The 18,338-nt window shown below is 64.8% G+C and carries 10 protein-coding genes; 2 read left to right on the top strand and 8 right to left on the bottom strand.

Annotated elements, in window-relative coordinates; genetic code table 11:
* Positions 1–56: 56 nt before the first annotated feature.
* From AC5RUH_RS03895 to AC5RUH_RS03885, 3 genes are all read right to left on the bottom strand, one after another.
* Positions 57–842, bottom strand: coding sequence for a PglD-related sugar-binding protein (locus AC5RUH_RS03895; RefSeq protein WP_494127928.1), 786 nt, complete (start codon positions 840–842; stop codon positions 57–59).
* Between the two features lie 364 nt (positions 843–1,206).
* Positions 1,207–3,834, bottom strand: a complete 2,628-nt coding sequence (locus AC5RUH_RS03890; protein ID WP_494127927.1) for a LuxR C-terminal-related transcriptional regulator — start codon at positions 3,832–3,834, stop codon at positions 1,207–1,209.
* The gene (locus AC5RUH_RS03885) at positions 3,831–6,548 is read right to left on the bottom strand and encodes a helix-turn-helix transcriptional regulator (protein ID WP_494127926.1); all 2,718 of its coding nucleotides are present in this window, start codon (positions 6,546–6,548) and stop codon (positions 3,831–3,833) included. Before AC5RUH_RS03885 ends, AC5RUH_RS03890 begins: the two co-directional genes overlap by 4 nt.
* Before the next feature lie 459 nt (positions 6,549–7,007).
* Here AC5RUH_RS03885 and pssD point away from each other — a divergent pair, with 459 nt between their 5' ends.
* Together pssD and AC5RUH_RS03875 are read left to right on the top strand one after the other, a co-directional pair.
* A complete protein-coding gene (pssD, locus tag AC5RUH_RS03880; protein ID WP_494127925.1) occupies positions 7,008–7,457 on the top strand; it encodes a PssD/Cps14F family polysaccharide biosynthesis glycosyltransferase in 450 nt (149 codons plus the stop codon).
* Complete coding sequence (locus AC5RUH_RS03875; protein ID WP_494127924.1) at positions 7,454–8,080, top strand: glycosyltransferase; 627 nt, start codon at positions 7,454–7,456, stop codon at positions 8,078–8,080. Before pssD ends, AC5RUH_RS03875 begins: the two co-directional genes overlap by 4 nt.
* Positions 8,081–8,784: 704 nt before the next feature.
* Here AC5RUH_RS03875 and pth read toward each other — a convergent pair.
* The 5 genes from pth to AC5RUH_RS03850 form a co-directional block, all read right to left on the bottom strand.
* On the bottom strand, positions 8,785–9,378 hold the full coding sequence (gene pth, locus AC5RUH_RS03870) for an aminoacyl-tRNA hydrolase (RefSeq protein WP_494127923.1): 594 nt from the start codon (positions 9,376–9,378) through the stop codon (positions 8,785–8,787).
* A 114-nt stretch (positions 9,379–9,492) separates the two neighbouring features.
* Entirely contained in the window at positions 9,493–10,092 is a 600-nt protein-coding gene (locus AC5RUH_RS03865; RefSeq protein ID WP_494001406.1) for a 50S ribosomal protein L25/general stress protein Ctc, read from the bottom strand.
* Positions 10,093–10,279: 187 nt separating this feature from the next.
* Complete coding sequence (locus AC5RUH_RS03860; RefSeq protein ID WP_494127922.1) at positions 10,280–11,299, bottom strand: M28 family peptidase; 1,020 nt, start codon at positions 11,297–11,299, stop codon at positions 10,280–10,282.
* A gap of 203 nt (positions 11,300–11,502) precedes the next feature.
* Complete coding sequence (locus AC5RUH_RS03855) at positions 11,503–12,678, bottom strand: heparan-alpha-glucosaminide N-acetyltransferase domain-containing protein (protein WP_494014851.1); 1,176 nt, start codon at positions 12,676–12,678, stop codon at positions 11,503–11,505.
* Between the two features lie 97 nt (positions 12,679–12,775).
* A complete protein-coding gene (locus AC5RUH_RS03850; protein WP_494127921.1) occupies positions 12,776–18,007 on the bottom strand; it encodes a Pls/PosA family non-ribosomal peptide synthetase in 5,232 nt (1,743 codons plus the stop codon).
* Between the last annotated feature and the right edge of the window lie 331 nt (positions 18,008–18,338).

The raw sequence follows: 18,338 nt of genomic DNA, 5'->3' as shown, positions 1-18,338 counted from the left end.
GCGGCTGGCATCGGCTGCGCCGGCGGCCCCGGAGACACGCGCGGTCTTCGCCGCCTTCATGGCGTCTTCAGCAGGGCTGCCGCTGCAGCCAGTCGCTCGAAAGCCGAGCGGCCGACGCTTCCCGGCGCGCTCCGGCTGGACGTTAACTCCTGCGATCCCTCGCCAACAGAAAGTTGATTGGGTGCCTGTTGGTCTGCAGAGCCGGCTACGGGCCGTGCCGGCACGCCTGCCCAGCATTCTTCCGGCGGCACGTGTCCCAGGACGGCCGAGCCCATGCCCACCGTCGCGTCCCGTCCGATGCCAACACCGGAGGCGACGCTGCAACACATCTGTAGCCAAGCTCCACGCCCCACCTGCACGTGGTCGGCAAGGGCCGCCCCTGCGCCCACGGTGGCAAATGCGGATACTGCCACATCGTGCGACAGTGACACCCGCGGCATGATGACGACGTGTTCCCCCAGGGTTACTCCCGCGGCCAGGACACTTTCCGCCAGGACAAGGCTGCCGGCACCGACCCGGACACTTGCCGAAAGCGGTGCGCGGAGGCCGACGAATGTCGCGTAGCGTTCCGGCCCGGCTCCGTACTCTGCCAACCGGTCCACCAACTGCCGCCGGATGGCCGGGGATTCGTGGCACACCAAGAGCCTGCAATCCGGGTACCGGTAAACCGCCTCGACGGGCCCAAGGACTTGCACACCATCTACGTAACGTCCATGGACATCCGGGTCCTCATCGAGCACGCCGACTACGTCCCACCCACCTGCCGCGCGCATCGCTGCCAAAACTTCCCTGGCCAGTCCCCCTGCCCCCAGCAGCAGCACACGAGTTACAGAATCCCCCATTGCACATCTCCCCCCAGAAATGCACTTCCCGCTATTGTCCGGCAGCGGATGCCGCAGCCGTCCTTTATACATGTACGGGTTACTTGCCCCCAGCGATCCGTAGACTCCCTGCGTCCTTGCAGGACCGGTGTTTTCCGTACCCTCAGAAGCCTACGGGGGCGCGCCGGAGTGCGTGCGCGTACCGGCTACCGGACTGTCCGGCGCGCTACTCAGGTTTCTGCTTCCAATTTTTCGGCGCAGGGGGCACCAGCGGGGTGCGAAGACGAGGGCTTTGCCGGTTCCGGGACGCCTGATACCCGGACATGGAACGACCACTACCGGCGGCATACTCGCCTCTGGCAGTGGTCGTCCCCCCGGGCCGCTCCTACAGGTGTTCGCGCCCCAACTGCTCCCGGCGGTTGATGCCCAGCTTCTCGAACATGCGGTAGATGTGGCCTTCGACGGTCCGGACCGACAACGAGAGCGCGTCCGCGATCTCCGCATTGCGCTTGCCCGCGATGACCAACGCCGCGATGTCGCGTTCCCGGCGTGTCAGCGACATCGAGGACGGGATCTCCCGGGCGACGGGTGCCGCCTCCTGCCACTGCCCGAGCAGTGCGCTAATGCGTCTTTGCGCAGTCCTGTTGCGTTCCGCCTTGGCAATCCGGAGCGCCTCAAACAAGGTGTGGAGCCCAAGGGAAACCAGCCCTGATGAGTGCACTTCCTCGGCCGTGTGCACTAATTGCTCGATTCCGCCTATATTGGCAGCCTCGCAGTATTGGGCTGCCAACGCGGCCTCCCTTCCCTCAATGGAAGCGGCCAACGAACCGACCTGGCCGATCCTGCCCATGTCACCCAGCTGAATGGCCAGAAACCTCAAGGCGAGTTCGAGGGAGCTCCACCCCCGACTCCCCGCGGTGTCTGCCAGGGATTGCAGTTCGGACAGCGCCTTGGTGCCGGGAAACTGGAGAAGCCGGGCGGCAGCAGCCAAACCGTCGCTGAAAAGGCCGGATGGAGTAGCGTTTCCGGTCCCGGCCATTGCGTAATCGGACAGGTACTGCCCGGCCGGCTCATCCTGCCCGTTCAACATCGCCACATACGCACCGACAGCGAGCGCCACCGGGCGCAGGCCCAACGGGTCGTGGTGCTCCAGTTCCCCGGCTGCTCCGGCCAGCATACGGTGAGCCTCGGCATAATCGCCCCGGCGCCCGAGGATGATCCCGGCCGCCACATCGACTGCTCCGCCGTAATGGACCAGCTCGTTCGGCCTTGCGGCCCGGAATCCATCCACTGCTTCCGCGGCGTCGCCCCAGCGCCCCGCCGTCAGCAGCGCCGCGATATGGCGGGCAACGACAAACGTCCGGCTTGCTACCTGCGGCTCGTGCACTTCCAGCGCCTGCAGGGCCTTGGCCGTTTCCGCTGCCGCGTGATCCGCTCGCCCGGTGACCGTATAGACCTGTGCCAACAGCGCGCGCGCCAGCACCAGGCAATCCAGGTCCTGGGCAGATGATGCCTCCGCGACGAGCACCGTCAGGGGCCCGCTCGCCGCCGCGTGTCCGCCGCCGGCAACAAGATGGCGCAATTCAAGCAGCCGGAGGCTCCGGTCCAAAGCCTGGTCCATACCGGGCTTTGACTCGGAATACGTCGGCAAGCCCTTTGCTTCGGCGGCCCAGTCCTCCAGGCTGCGGTGCGTCCAAATATCGGCGGGATACGGCCGTTGTACTGCCAGCAGTGCTGCGTCCCGGGCCTGTTCCGCATTACCGGCCGCCGCGACCAACCCCTCGATGAGGGGCCCGGACGTGGGATCGGAAGGGCAAATTGCCCTGGCCCGCTGCAGCTGGGCCGCCCAACGGAACCCACCTGTCGTAACGGCGCCGGCTGACCGTACGGCGAGCCTTGTTTCTCCCGCGTTGTTGGCCGCCGCGGCGGCCTTCACCAGCTCATCATCCGGCAGTTGCACGCCGCTATCGAGCGCCCATTTTGCACGCCGGAACAGCATCTCGCCCGATCCGCTGACCGGCAGGACTTCCTCCAATTTCCGGTACAACCTCAGCCTTCGGAACACCGGCACCAGAGTCGGCAGGGCCTGTGCGTGAACCGGGTTCCGCAACCAGATACGCGGTTCGGGCGGCGGCGAAATCTCGATGAGTCCGTTTTCCATCAGCCGGTCGATGGCCTGCACGTTCCCGCATTCGAACATCACCGTCAGGGGGACTGCCCCGAGCAAAGCCACGAAATCCAATACTTCGCGCTCGTCGGCGCTGAGTTCGCTGAGCTCCCGCTCGATCAGCTCGGAGAGGCGGGCGTCCGCCTCCGGCAGCGCATCGCGCATGAGCCATACGCCGCGGGTCTGGACCAAGCGCCCGGCCTGCCGGGCCTGCTCCAGCAGGCTTAGCAGGAAGAGCGGGTTACCGCCGCTTGCCCGGGCAAGCGCGGCACTGGCACTGGCCGCCGTTTCCCCACCGAGTACCTGGTTGCACAGTTGGTGTACCTGCCTGTCGGTCAACGGGTCCAGCGACCGGCGGTGCAGCAGCCCCTCGACCGCCTCTCCCAGGATCGTGGGCGGTTCGGCCAGGCTGGGTCGACTGAGCAGCAGCGCCTTGACCTGCATCGAGGCGACCAGTTGGCCAAGAATTTCCGCGCTTCCCGCGTCCAGGTCGTGGGCATCGTCGACCACGAGCAGGGCCGGCTGCAGGCCGGTTGCGTCTGCCTGCAGCCGCTCCGTCAGCGTGCGCATGGTGGAAAAATGCGAGCCCAGTTGCTGTGCGGTCAGATTCGTGAGTAGCGGGGCCAAGGCGCCGTACGGGACCGAGGAGAAGGTGCGGCTCGCATGTACTCGAAACGGCCGCACATCGTCCGACAGTTCCTGCAGCACGGCGGCCGCCAAGGCGCTTTTGCCCAGCCCGGATTCAGCGACGATCCATGCCCCGTTGCCATTGCGGATGTTCTCGGTGGCAGCCATGACATCGGCGTCCCGCCCCACCAGCCTGCGTCCTTGACCTGTATCAGTCATGACGCCGACCCCGCCGCTCCCAGCAGTTCGCGCAAATCGGCGCGGCCCGAGACATGGAGCCGGGCGAACATCTTGCCCAAGTGCCAATCAACGGTCCGTGGCGACAGATGCAGCCTCCGGCCCAGCGCTGCGCTGCTGCTGCCTTGCGCGGCCAGTTGCGCCAAGGTCAGTTCGAAGGGACTCAGAGACTCCAGCATGGCAACGATGGTGCTGTTGTCCCGGAGCATGCGATAGCCCGCGTTTTCCAAGGCGCGCGCCTTACGGGCCGCTGCGCGGTCGCCTCCTGTGACCGCAGCGCTCTGGGCGGCTCGCGCAGCGTCGTAGCTGAACAGGACGTCGCCCAGCGCCGCTGCACTTTCGGCTGCTTCAAGCAGGATCACGGGGTCTTGGGACATCAGACCCTGGCTGTACTCATGGCAGAGCCGTGCGGTTTCGCCGTCGCAGGCGGCAGCCGATGCCTGCAGCTGGCGGGCATAGGACCTGCCGCCCACCCGCGCTGCGGCAGCATGAAAAATCATGGCCGCACCGGAATTGCCGGCGGCCAGTTCTTCGGCGCCCGTCTGATCCAGCGCCGCTGCTGCGTCGTCATCCCGCCGCAGCCGCTGGGACGCAAGGATGCTGAAGTATTCCGTGGCCCGGGCCGTCACCCGGCGGGGACGTCCCGGTGAAGAAGCGGCTGCGGCCAGGTGGCGGCGGGCATTCTTCTCATCCGACAGCAGGGAGTAGGAGTAGGCGGCCGCCGCGTTGGCAAGGCCGACGCCGCCGCTGTTGCCGGCCACTCTCAGCTGGCTGATGGCCGGTAGCAAGGCAGCAAGGGCCTTTTCCGCCCGACCGGCGCGTGCGTGGACGAGTCCCAAGGCCAGCTCGCTCCCGTCGCTGCACAGGAATGTCCCCGCCTGCGCCGCGAAGGTTTCGCAATAGCCAAGGCATGAATCAAGCCGCCCTGCCACGATGAGGGACGTGAAAATCCGGGTTTCCACGAAGTCACGCAGCACCTTGGGCAGGCGCCGATCCGCCAGCTCCGCGAGCAGCATGTTTCCCAGGTTATGCGCTTCCGTTTGCCGGCCCATGACCGCCCATGCTTCGCAGAGAAGGGCTCCGGCGCGGAGCCTGGTCTGCGGCGGTTTGTCCCAGTCGTCGCGCAGCAGCTTGACCAGCTTGGAGACTTGCCCGTACCGGCCGTCGAAAGCGGCCTGGTCTGCTTCGATCAGCAGGGTTTCATCGATCGTGGTTTCCAGTATGTCCTTCGCACGGGCTGCATCACCGAGAACGTGCCCTTCATTGGTCTCCGTCACCGCTTGCAGTTCTGCGGCGAGCCTTGCGCGCAGGTTTCTCAGCTCCTCCAAGCAGGGGTCGATGGTTCCGCCCGTGGCCCGCGAAACGGCGAGACGCTCGCCGGCCAGCGCGACCAGGGCAGCCATGGGGTCCTTGCCGTCCTCCGGGAGGTGGGCCGCCAGCAGGTCTGCGGCCTGGCTCGGCTTTCCCAGCAACAGCAGTGCCCGGGCTTCTTCCCGGAGGCCGGCCGCGCAGCGGTGTTGCCGGCCCAGCGCCCGGACCAACTGCAGCGCGCGTCCCGGCTCCAGCTGGTCGTTGGCGGCGGCAGCAGCCCGCAGGGTCTCTTCCGGGTTCAGCGCGGCGCCCCCCTCCAACGCCCAGATGCCGAGATCCGGCAGGTAGCGCTCCGGCACTTCCGCGGGGTGCAGCACGTGCGCGACCTCATCCCACAGTGCACGCGTCCGGCCGGGCGTGAGCATGCTCTTGACGACTCCGCCCAGGAAGTGACCGCCCACCCGCACCAGCGGGTCGGCGCCCAGGTCGACCGTGATGGTACCGCGGGCCTCCAAGTGTTCCAGAGTCAGCGGGTCGGCCAACCGCTGAAGAGCCGAGAGCGTGACGCCGCCCGCCAGCGCCAGTTGCTCGACGAGGCGCCGATGCCCGGGAGGCAGTTGCAGCAACCGCGGCCGCATCACCTCTGCAATGTCTCCCGTGAAGACGAGCGGCTGCGCCAACACCCACGTCCCGCCCTGCTCAACCAAAGTCCGTGCTGCCACCTGGTCTCGGGCCAGAACCCGCAGGTAGCGCGGATTTCCACCGGTGTTCCGCCACAGCGACCGTGCAGCGACGGAAGATATGTTGCCCCCGAGAATTTCGGTCAGCAGCGCCTCACTGTCTGCCGGATCCAGCGGAGCCACGTCGAACCGGCGGAGGTCTCCCTCGATCCACAGCTGCATAAAGGCGCGGTCGCCGGCCGCAACGTCCTGGCTGGCCACAAAAAGTGTAACGACTCCGGCGCGCGCCAATTGGGCCAAGGCAGCGGAGGTGAACGCGTCGAGATTCTCGGCGTTGTCCACGAACAGGACAATCCGTTTGCCCTTGGCACGGTTCAGCAGCGTAGCAGCGATTCCCTCGAGGACGAGCGCCGGGTGCTCCAGTCCGTCGTCGCCCACTCCCCCGAGCAGGATTCCCAACGGGGCGTAGCTGATGCGGGACGAGGCTTGGCTTCCCCGGACAAATTCGACGTGTGTTTCCGGGCCGAACCACTTCAGCACCTGCTGGGCGATGGTGGACTTCCCCATGCCGGCGGCACCAATCACCAGCACCCCCTGCTGGCCTTGTTGCAGTGCCGCGAAGATGTCCTCTGCCAGACGGCGGCGGCCGGGTGAAATAGAGTCGGCAAGCGGACCATTAAACGGCCCATTAAAAACAGCAGTCATCAGCGTCTCCCCCCAAAGTCGCTCAGACGCGGCCGTGCATTGGCATCGGCCACGCGTTCGCACCGGCCACGGGCTGCGTTCCCCCAAGGTCCGCAAGGCCCGGTCCCCAACCGGTGAGGTCCACAGTCTAAAGCCGATTCCGCGCCGCGTCTATGGAGGGGGTGTCTCCTAGTGCGCAACATGCAGGTAGCAATTGTGCGCCATGGTCAGGTAATGCCCGTACCCGTCACCGCAAAGCCGAGTGTTCTCCTGTTCTGCTCCGGGAAAGCATTCTGGATCTTCGCGCGCATTCTCCGGCAAGCCCGGTAGCGGCAGGGGTCACGACCGGTGCAGCCCCGGGATCCCGGTAAGCACCACTCGTGAAACCGCCGGCACGTGTCAATAGGCTCGCTTCCATCACCGGAGAGGTCGGTGATCCGGGGTGCCTTGGGGCGCATCGCGGTAGGGGGAGGATCACGCATGAAAATCATGTTCGTCACGTCGGCCGGCGGGCACTTGGCCCAACTGCTGCCGTTGGATAAGTGGTGGAGCCAGCACACCCGGAGTTGGGTGACATTTCAGCGGCCCGAGGTCGAGGCTGCGCTGCGGGACGAAAAGGTTACGTGGTGCTTTTATCCGACCACTCGGAATGTCCGTAATGCCATCAGGAACCTGCTTTTGGCCTGGCCGACGCTCCGCCGGGAGCGTCCGGATGTCGTGGTTTCCGTTGGCGCCGGCGTGAGTGTCCCGTTCTTTCTGGTCGCCCGCCTGCTCGGCATCCACACGGTGTATATAGAGTGCTTCGATCGGATTACCATGCCGACCCTGAGCGGCCGCCTGTGCTACCCGTTATCCGAGGTCTTCTGCATCCAGTGGGAAGAACAGCGGCGCTTCTACCCCGAAGCCGTGAATATCGGACCGGTACTGTGAACAACGCGCATCCCGCTCCGCGGGTCGTGGTGTCTTTGGGGACCGACCATCACACGTTCGACCGCTTGGTCGACTGGATCGACGAGTGGCTGGCCGGTATGCCCGACCCACCGTCGTGCCTGGTGCAGCACGGTGCCAGCCGTGCCCCCCGGCACGCCGACGGGGTCACCAGGATGCCGCGCGAGGACTTGCTGGCACTGTATCGAACTGCCACCGTCGTCGTCGTCCAGGGTGGGCCAGGCTCCATCCTCGATGCCCGTGAGGCCGGCCATCTGCCGATCGCGGTGCCCCGGCGGCCGGAACTGCGGGAGGTCGTCGACGGGCACCAGATTGCGTTTACCGAGACGATGGCGCAGCACGGGGACGCGATCCTCGTGCAGGACCAGCAGTCATTGGCCGCCGAACTCGAGAGGGCGCTGCTCGACCCCTCGTCTGTTCGTACGCCGCCGCGCGTTTCTTTGGCAGCCGAGGCTGCCGAACGGCTCGGCGCGGCAGTCGAACAACTGGAACAGACACCCACCGGGCCTATTGCGCTTCGCCGTATCCGGCAGCTTCTGGCGCTGCGGCAGAGGGAAGTCCACACGCACGCGGGGTTAAAAGCTCCCCGCGTCGTTCGAAACTAGGCCTGCGGCAGTCCGGATCGATCGAGCCGGAACCGCCGTAGTCCCGCTAGACGGGGACGAGCCCGCCCTGCGCAGGCGGGCAGAATCCCTGACCGAAGGGTTGCGCTGCGTTAAATGCCCCCGACGCAGCGCAACCCGAGGTTTGCCCGCGGCACGCCTGCATCGGAATGGCCATGAAAAAGGGGCCGACGATGGGATGGGGGTGGCCCGGTCTCTTCAGGCCGCCCATCGTCGGCCCCGCTCAGGGAGCCACTCAGGCTGAAACGATTTTATGCACGGTTGGTGCGGGCGTGCCAATCCACGGTTGTGTGACGCCTTGCGCCGGCGCCCAGCCCTATATCGCGGACCTGCGTTAGGCGGCGACTCAGTTGACCGTCCGCTACGACGATCCCTGTTGCTTCCGCATTGGACCGTCTTTCTTCCCGAGCCCGAATTTCTTCGTTATCCAGCAGAGACCGACGGGGCCTGGGGGGAAGGTTCCGCCTTCGCGGTTCCTCTGGCTTTCGCCAACCCCGCCGGTCGGCTGGATGCGCCCGGGCCCTTCAGCTCCACGCGCACGGTATTGCGACTCCGCCTTGACGGCGCAACAACACCTTCTCAGCGTAAAGAGCCGAGGGGGACCTGACACGAGTAGTCACCACTCGTTCTTGCGTTAGGTCGCCGCGCCCATGACCCGCGGGATACCCCTGCGGTCTTCCTGACACTCACCCCTGCTTGGCGTTGGCGTGATACTTTTGCTGCGCGGCGAGAAGCCCTTCGGACAGGAGCAGTTCCACCGCGTCTGCTGCATCGTCCAAAAGGAAGGGAAGGTCTTTCTTTTCCGCCGTCGAGAAATCGCGCAGCACGTAGTCCGCCGTATCCATCCGGCCCGGCGGGCGGCCAACGCCTATGCGAATCCTGTAGTAATCCTTGGTCGCCAGCGCCTTGGACATGTCGCGGAGTCCGTTGTGCCCGCCCTCTCCCCCGCCGATCTTGAGTTTGATCGTATTGAAGGGGATGTCGATCTCGTCGTGCAAGGCGACCACGTGGTCCGGTTCGATTGAGAAAAACCGGCACAGCGCCGACGTCGGTCCCCCGGACAGATTCATGAACGTCAGTGGCTTGGCGAGCACAACCCTGGGCCCGCCAATTCCCAGGCGCCCTTCCAAAACCTGTGCGTGCGCCTTGTGCGACTTGAACGAACCGCCGACCCTGCCGGCCAGCTCGTCGAGGGCCATCTGGCCGACGTTGTGCCGATTGCCGCTGTAGCCGGGGCCCGGGTTCCCCAAACCGATTATCAGCCAGGTGTCGGTGCTCACGTAGACGGGTGCTCCTCGGACGGTAGATGCGAAGGATTCAAGATCATCCTAGGGATAGACCAAAGCCCCCGGCGAATGCGCACGCGCGTCGCCGGGGGCTTTGAGGCCGTGTTGTTACTCGGCCGGGGTCTCGGCAGCCGGCTCGGCGGCTTCGCCTTCAGCGGCTTCAGGCTCGGCCACGGTCGGAGCGGAAACCGCGGCGATGACGGTGTCCTCGGGGATCAGCAGGCTGACGCCGGCAGGCAGCTGAATGTCGGTGGCGTGAACGTGCTCGCCAACCTCACGGCCCTCAACGTTGATGGTCAGCGCTTCCGGCAGAGCGGTCGCATCGGCCTCGACCAGAACGGTGAACTCTTCCAGATCCAAGATGGCGCCCGGGGCAACTTCGCCCTCGACATGGATGTTGACGTCGACGTGAACCTTCTCGCCCTTGCGCACGGTGAGCAGGTCAACGTGCTCGATGATCTGGGCGATCGGATCGCGCTGGATGTCCTTGGCCAGGGCCAGGTGCTCGTCCCCGTCAATGTCCAGGGTCAGCAGCGCGTTGGAGGTACGCAGCGCCAGCGTCGTGGCCTTCTGCGGAAGCAGCACGTGCAGCGGCTCTGCCCCGTGACCGTAAATAACGGCGGGGATCTGGGCGTTGCGGCGGGCCCGGCGCGCGGCGCCCTTGCCGAATTCGCTGCGGACTTCAGCTGCAAGCTTCTGGTCGGACATAATGTTCTCCTTGTGCTGGGTGGTTTTGAGGCGGGTGCCTAGAGACCGACCCGCCGCACCGATACCAGTGCAGAGAACGAAGCTGCTAGCCACCGTCGATAACGGAGAACCGGTTCCGGCTCTCCCTCGCCTAGGCAATGCCAGAAGTTTATCAGGGTCGAGGCGCTGGCCCGAATCCTGCACGCGCTTACTCCAGCGCGCTGCTGTCTTCAGCCAGGCTGGTGGCGGCATGGGTGATCGCGTCGGTCATAATGCCCAGCGCCTCCAGATCGACGTTGCCAATGTCATCGCCCGATTTGTGGTAGTTCGGGTCTCGTGGCTGCCCTGGTGCGCCACCGAAAAGGATGCTCTCCCGGGCGGTTTTTCTCTCGTCGCTGCCGGTGAAGAGGCCGCCCACAGCAATATTTTCCTCGATAAACGCCACTTGATCGGAATAGAAGTTCCATTCCGTTGGTACCCAGGGCTGGGCACGGGAGTCGAAGTAGTCGGTGAAGAACTGCATGATCTCCTCCGACCCGTCGGGCACCTCCCACTCGGAGTCGTCGTCGGATTTCTGTGGGTCGTAGACCGCGATGACGTAGTTGGGCGAGGCTACCATGTCGATGTTCAGATAGGCGGCGATGTGGTCAAGTTCGCCGCTGTCGTGCTCTGCCAGATCTTCGACATAATGCTTGGAGCCGAACGCCTCCGGAAACTCTTCCGCCCCCCACCATGCGAAGCGCACCTTATTATTTGGTTCACCCCGTTGGCTGAGTTCTTGCGCGGCCTCCAGCAGGGCCGCCGCACCGGAGGCGTTGTCATTGATCGCCGGACTGTTCCGCACCCCGTCGAGGTGGGCGCCCAGCATTATCACGTTGTCGTCACTGCCGCCGGCCGTCTCGGCAATGATGTTGAAAGACTCGTAGCTTTCGCCACGTGTTTCGAACGTAAAGTACTGGCGCGTGCTTTGATAACCCGCACTCTCGAGTTCCCGTTCTACGTACTGAGCCGCTGCCTCATATCCGTCGGTGCCAATAGCTCGATCGCCGTGATCATCGGCGAGTGCTTGAAACTCTTTTAGGTGCTCGTACGCTGTGGAAGCCTGCGCCTGCGGCCCGGGTCGCTCCGCCCGCACAGAAGCCAGGACAAGCGCGGCCAGGAGAGCAACCAGCCCGAGCGCCGCGACGAGGACAAGGGATCTCCGGCGCCTGGGCCAGTGGAGTTTCATGTCGTCCTCATGAGTGCAACATCACCACAGCATTCTAGCTGCCGGCTCCGGGGGCCGGGCAATGTCCGACGGCAGGTTTAGAGTCGGCAGAATGAGCGGGGATGAACGGGGCCCCAGAGTGAACCGGGGCCCGAAAAGCAATCGGCTACCTAATGGTCGGTGCAGCCCAAAGCATTCCCCCCCGGGGGCCAGGAGGTCCCGAATCAGCGGGAAGCCGTTCCTGAAGCAGCCGTGGGGGACGATGATCCGTCGTCCACGATTTGCCGGAAGTTCTTGGCGCCCGCGGCGACCGGTCTCTCCAATGGGCCTTGTCCCATCCACCGTCTCCAGATCAGGGCGAAGGCGAGGGCGACCGTCAAATGCACGATGAACCACAGGAAGGGTGCCTCGTAGTGCAGCTCAGGGCTCAGCGCGAGCAGGTGTGCGGAGTAAAGGGTCAGGGTCATCGAGCCCATTGCGGCAAGCGGCGTCAGCAAGCGTGCGGCCGCCCCTTCGATCAGGAGGAACACACCGACCGCCAACAGACCGAGCCCCAGACTGCTGGCGATGGCCAGGGGCATGTTCGAGTGCGGCGTCGCGATCGCCAGCCACCACGCGGAGGTGTCCGGAATGATCCCTGGCCCGAAGATAAGGCCGTTGTCCAACTCTTCCCCCGTCATCCCGCTGGTGGCCACCAATTGCTCGAAGCCTCCCATGGCGTACAGCAGGATGGCGGAGGCCGCGTTGGACAAGATCGCCAGGCCTGCACCGATACCGGCGATATATCCCTGCACCCTGGGCCTTCGCAGGTCCAGCCGTCCGATGCCAAGGCCGGTCAGGATGTAACACATGTAGGCCAGCGCCGGATATGAGCCGGTCAGCAGTAAATCCGAGACCACGCCGGCGGGTTCGAAGAAGAAATGCCCGACGGCGGGGTTGAACGTCGACGATGTCGGGAGGAATGGATCCAGCTTCTGCAGGAGGATCGGCGAGACGATGCCGAAGACGGCCGCGCTGATGAACAAGGTTCTGGGCCGCAGATGCAAGAAAGGAATGGCGAGCAAGAAGAATACCGAATAGTAGATCAAGATGCCGTTGGCAGGAGGATCCTCCTGCTGCAAGAAGGGCGCGATCGCCAGGGCTATGGCTCCGATCAGGACGGCCCGAACGGCCAGTCCCAGTCGGTCCCCGGCCATCCTCGGCCCCGTGTGCGGTCTGTTCCCCCCGGAGGACAGGGCCAAACCCACTCCGGCAAGGAGGGCGAACAGCGCAGCGGAGTCACCGGCGAACAAGATCCACGCCAAAGTGGGCTCGCCGGTGTCCTGGTTCGCGTCCGGCAAAATGTGAATGGCGATCATCCCGATGAGGGCGAGGCCACGGGCCGCGTCGATGCCGACCAATCGGCTCCGCTTCTGCATCGATTTAGCGTCTGCGGGGCCGGGGTCGCGTCCCTGCCTGTCCGGAATACGGCTCATGTTCGTCCTTCTCTTTCGCTGTCTAAACGATCTCTCGTGCGGGGTTGCCGCCGTACCGCGCGCCCTCCGGCACTTGGCTACCCTTCATCAGGAGGGAATCGGCCTCCAGGACCGAGCCGTCGCCCATGACGACGTCGTAGAGCAGGTAGGACCCGACGCCCAAGGTGACTCCCCGGCCGAGGGCGATCGCGTCGAGTTTGAAGACGCCGTCCTCCATGGAGTGGCACTGGACGACGCTGGAGTTATTGAGAGTCGCGTCGTCACCGATGGTCACCAGCGTCTTCTCCGGGATGACGCAGCCGTCGTCAAAGACACGCTTACCCATCCGCACGCCCTGCAGGCGCCAGAACAGGGGCTTGAACGGGGTGCCGTCAAAGAAATACAGCGGATACGTGATGAACTTCCAGAACCGTTCGTGCCGCCAGAATCTGACGTCGTAGATGGAGCAAACGGTCGGGACCATGGCTTTGAATCCTTGGGCGGCACGCTCGAGCACGATGAAGAAGGCGATCATGAAGGCGCCGAAGCTGACGGTGCCCAGGTACAGCCCGAGTCCCGGAACGCCCGGGAAGAGTATGAGGGCGAGTGAAAAGGCCAGCATGCCGGCGAGGATGAGGACCCACCGGCTCGCCAGGTACAGCCCAAGGGAGACGGCATTGTGCCGGTTCTTGGCCGGCAGCCGACGGATCATTTCTTCCCGCCGGTCCGTTTTGAGGTCGCGATTGACCGACCGGGGAATCTCGAACGCCGGTGATCCGAGCAGGCCGACGTTTTCCCGAACCTCGCCATGGATGGGAATCATGACTTTACTGCCGAAGAGAACGTTGTCGCCGACACGGGCGCGGGACGGATACGGAATGTCGTTGCCGAAGAAGTTCTTCGCCCCGATTTTCACCTCGGAGACGCTGAAGGACGTACCTGAGTAGTTGGCGTTACTGATCGACACGCCGTCGGAGATCATCGTTCCGGATCCGACGGTAGTCAGGTAAGGGTTGTCATGGTCGAGTTCCGTCCCGAAATTCGATCCTGTCTGCTCAACATTTGGCTGCTTGTAACCCAGCAGACGAAGGTAGTGCACAGCCAGGGAGCTGTCCCCGGTGATGTGCATGAACTGGAAGACGTTGGTCAGCCGGAAGATGAGCCGGTGGGCGGCGTAGCGCAGCCCGTACATCGGATAAACCTGCCCCGGTTTAATGAGGAGGTTGAGCAGCCGGGGAACCGTGAACATTGCGGCCAGACCGAGGAACATGCCACCAAACAGCACGACGAATGAAGCGAATACCAGATCCGCGTAGAAGCCCGGGTTTGTGTGGTCCATATGGCCGGTTTCCCCGTAGGCCGGCAGGAGCAGCGCAATGGCCAGTAGAAGCAACGGGCCGAACAGGACAGTGTTGTTGAGCAGGAGGAGCACGCTGAAGGTGACCCGCCGCCGCCGGCTGCACGGCAGCGGCTCGACGAACCGGTAGTTCACGTTGGTCGGCACCGCAGGGGACCCGTGCCAGCTTTCGCCGGCGGGTACGGATTGCAGCCGCTGCAAGGACGACGAGTGACCCAATTGAGCTCCGTCGCCCATCGTGGAGTTGATGTCCAGCACGCACCTCTCGCTCACCAGGACGTCCTGGCCAAGCGTGACCCGGCCGGTCTGGATCCACCCGTCGTGGGCCCGGTAGCACAGGTAAAACGCATCCCTGTTGATCACCGTCCCGCTGCCGATCGTCAAGAGGTCGGTGCATACCGGAGTGATGGGGGTGAGGATGGTGACGTTGGATCCGATCTTGGCTCCCAGCAACCGCAGGTAGAAGGGAAGGATGGGGGTCCCGACGAAGAAGGCCAACGGGTTGAGTCTGACCAGCGCCCGGACAAACCAGAACTTGACGTAGGCCAGGGACCAGATGCGGATGTTCTGCTCTTTCCATCGTCCGAGGAGCAGCCATTTCAGCAGGATCGGCACGATGCTGAGGGCCAGAAAGAAGCTGAATCCGACGACGACCGATCGCCCCCAGGTCTCCAGGACGCCCTCCCCTGCAATGACCCAGGTGAAGCCGGCCGTGATCGCCGTGAGGAAGGTGTAGGAGTAGCCGATGGCGAGTGCGGCTTGCAGGGCACCGCAGAGCACGACGTCGAAAGTGCCGGCCCGCCCTCGTTTGGGCCTGGGGTGCGGTTCCTGTGCTGCCCAAGCGTGGGGGGCTGTCGGGGAAGTAAGTGCAGCGGCGAGCTCTCGGATCGTCGGATGCTCGTAGATGACCTGCAGATCAACCGGCGGCAGGTCGGTGTTCGTGCGCAGCGCGGCGGAGAATCGCGCAACTATCAGGGAGTTGGCCCCGAGATTCTCGAACATGTGAGCCTCGACGGAGACGCGCTCCAATCCCAACACGGCAGCAAGCTGCTCGGCGAGAGCCGCCTCGGCGTCCGTCGCCGGTTCGCAGTACTCGCCCTCGGCTGAAGCGCTCACCCGGTTGCTGGGTGTCGGCAGGTTTTTCCGGTCGGCCTTGTCGCTGGGCAGCATCGGCATGGTCTCAAGCTGCTCATAGAAGGCCGGGATCATGTAGCCCGGCAGCCGGTCGCGGAGCTCTTCCCTGATCTCCTCGGGCGCGAGTTCGGAGACCCCTTGGCGCAACGTATAGAACGCGGCAAGCTCTGTCATCCCCGGTGCCGACTCATGGGTCTCGACGACTGCCTGCGCGATCCCGGGGATTTGCAGAAGCACCGATTCAATCTCTGACAGCTCGATCCGGTACCCGCGGATTTTGACCTGGGTATCGATTCGGCCGTAGTACTCGATCAGCCCGTCGTCGTTGATCCGCCCAAGGTCGCCGCTGCGGTAGATGCGTCCCGATGGGTTATTCGAAATGCCCATGAAGTCGGGGATAAAGACCGCATTAGTCTTCTCGGGATGATTCACATAACCCACCGCAAGCCCGATCCCGGCGATGCCGATCTCGCCTGTCTCTCCCCGTGGCAGGGCACGCGGCTCGTCGGGATCCAGGATCATGATCGTGTAGGTCGGCAGCGGCTGGCCGAGGGTGATCGGCTTGTCGGGATGCAGAACGTCCCACGTGGCGGTCACGGTCGCTTCGGTGGGCCCGTAGACATTGAGGAATCTGCGGCCGGGCCGGTACCAACGCTCGGCCAGATCGCGCGGGCACGCCTCACCCGAGACCAGCAGAAAACGCAGGTCAGGGAGTTCGTGCTCCAGTGTGGCCAACAGGGTGGGTACACAACACATCGCGGTAATACGGTTGTCGAGCAGAAACCGTTCCAGGTCGACCCCGAGCACGCTCTTCGAACTCGGCTTGGGCACCAACGTCGCCCCGACCATCCACGGCACCCACATCTCCTCGACAGAAAAGTCGAAGGCGATCGTCAGTCCCTGATAGACGCGGTCGTCGCCCTGATATCCGTAGACCTCGGCGGCGACCCGGACGAAGTTGCAAATGCTGGAGTGTTCGATGGCCACCCCTTTGGGACGGCCCGTGGAGCCCGAAGTGTAGATGACGTAGGCCAGGTTCTCGACAGGGGCGGGCTTCTCGCTGTCTGCGAGCCGGGAGCCGGACATGGCTGCAATGTCCGCGGCGGCCGTGTCCAAACTCAGGGCGCGCGGGCAGTCCTCCGGCAACAGACTGGCCAGGTGGCTCAAGGTCAGCACGCGGCTGGCCCCGGAGTCCTCCATGATGTAACCCATCCGGTCCGGCGGAAATCCCGCGTCCAGCGGCACATACGCCGCCCGGATCTTCAGCACCGCCAGTATTGAGACATAGGCCCACACGGCGTGGTCGAACAACAGCGCAATGCGATCGCCGGCCTGGGCTCCGTCGTCGAGCAAATGCCGGGCCAGCTGATTGGCCCGCGCGTCGAGCTGATCGTAGGTCAACCTCGAGTCCGCGGAGTCGACCGCCAACTGGCCTGCCCGGCCTTCGCGGCGCAACAAGTCGCATCGGCTCTCGAAGAGCTCCTCCAGGCGCTCGCCCGGAGACCACCGCACCTCTTGGCGGTGCGGGGACTGCAGCAGCAGGTCTACCGCGATCGTCATCGGCTCGTGAACTACGTCGGTTGCGGTTGCCGGACCGCCCGAGCGCACCTCGTACGGTGCTGCGATGAGCTCCGTCTCGCTCAATTCGACTCTTCGCCCTGCGGGTTCTGCCTGCCCGCCGGCCCGACCGACAAACACCGGGCCTTCAGGATCGGCGCGAACAAAATCCCCAGTGCGGTAGGCTCGGGGCCAGCCGAGGGCGCCCAGGGGAGCATATTTCTCGACGTCTTCGCCTGGATCGAGGCAGCGGCCTAAGCCAACCCCGCCGATGACCAGTTCTCCTTCTTCGCCCCAGGCGACAGGCTGGTCGTTCCTGTCCACTACGGCCAGTTGCCAGCCGGGCAGCGGCCGGCCGATGCCCGCCGGAGTCGACTCATGGGCTGGAGCACAGGCGACGATGGCCTCGATGGGACGGTACGTGTGCCATACTTCCCTGCCGGGGGCGGCCAGCCGCGGCGCAAGATGCGGTGGGCATTCCTCGCCGAAGATCAGCAACCGGACGTCTTGCAGCGATTCCGCCTGCCATAGTGCAGCGAGGGCAGACGCCGTTGGGACCACGGTGATACCCCGTTGCACCAGCCACGGGCCCAGGTTTTCGCCTGAGCGGATGACCTCGGGAGGTGCCGGCACCAAGCAGGCGCCGTGCCGCCACGCCAGCCACATTTCGTGGCACAGGCCGGACCTGCCGAAGAGACCGGTCAGCACACGATCGCGGGGCCCGAGCGGGTCCTCGGCGCAGAAGACCGACGCTTCAGCGTCCACAAAGGCGGCCGCCGACCGGTGCGACACTGCGATTGACTTGTATTGGCCGGTCGAGCCTGAGCTGACGATGATCCATGCATCGTCGTCGGCGGTGGGCGGGCGAGCCTCTCCGTGGGCGGGCGCTCCGATGACGGGACGGACCCGAAGCCCGGGTCCGACTACCGCGCATACTTCGGCCGCTTCCCATACCAAAGCGGCTCGGTCACCGAGCTCGTCAGGATCGACAGGGACGCATGCCGCTCCGCGAACGAGTACGGCCAGCACTGCGATGTAGAGGTCGACCGTACCAAGGGCCATCAGGATGCCGACCCGGTCTCCGGCACCGATCCCGCGTTCGCGCAGGTTCAGGGCCAGGGACTCGATCCGCTCCAGCAGCGCCAGGTAATTCAATGAGGTGGTGCCGTCATCCAACGCCAGCGCGTCCGGGTACTCGTCCACGGAGCGAAAGAGGATGTCCAGCAACGTGCGAGGAATCGGTGCAGGCCCCCCTGAGTACACGCCGGAGGCGGGAGGGATTGTGCTGCCGGTGCGTTCGCTGGCTCCTGACGGGGCGGGGTCCGTTGGCGCCGCCAGCGCGACTAATTCTTTGGACGCCGCTTTATGAGCGCCGGCCGGCGTCCGCGCGTGGGACTGCCTGACCAGCATGGTGGTGTCCTCTGATCCAAGGTACGAGTTCTCGGCTGGCGCCATTGGTACCTCCCGTTTCTGCACTGCATTTGGGTGTATGGGTCACTGGGGTCAGTCCCTGCTCGCGTGGCGCAGAAAGCTGATGTCCTTGTGCCGGCTCGGCACA

Source organism: Arthrobacter sp. Y3223166 (assembly GCF_059090935.1).
The sequence above is the reverse complement of the archived record's forward strand: the minus strand, read 5'-3'. Positions and strand labels throughout refer to the sequence as shown.

Excerpts from the sequence above, each read along its gene's own strand:
- AC5RUH_RS03895 (WP_494127928.1), bottom strand. The coding sequence starts at position 842 with ATGGGGGATTCTGTAACTCGTGTGCTGCTGCTGGGGGCAGGGGGACTG.
- AC5RUH_RS03865 (WP_494001406.1), bottom strand. The coding sequence starts at position 10,092 with ATGTCCGACCAGAAGCTTGCAGCTGAAGTCCGCAGCGAATTCGGCAAG.
- AC5RUH_RS03890 (WP_494127927.1), bottom strand. The coding sequence starts at position 3,834 with ATGACTGATACAGGTCAAGGACGCAGGCTGGTGGGGCGGGACGCCGAT.
- pssD (WP_494127925.1), top strand. The coding sequence starts at position 7,008 with ATGAAAATCATGTTCGTCACGTCGGCCGGCGGGCACTTGGCCCAACTG.
- AC5RUH_RS03860 (WP_494127922.1), bottom strand. The coding sequence starts at position 11,299 with ATGAAACTCCACTGGCCCAGGCGCCGGAGATCCCTTGTCCTCGTCGCG.
- AC5RUH_RS03885 (WP_494127926.1), bottom strand. The coding sequence starts at position 6,548 with ATGACTGCTGTTTTTAATGGGCCGTTTAATGGTCCGCTTGCCGACTCT.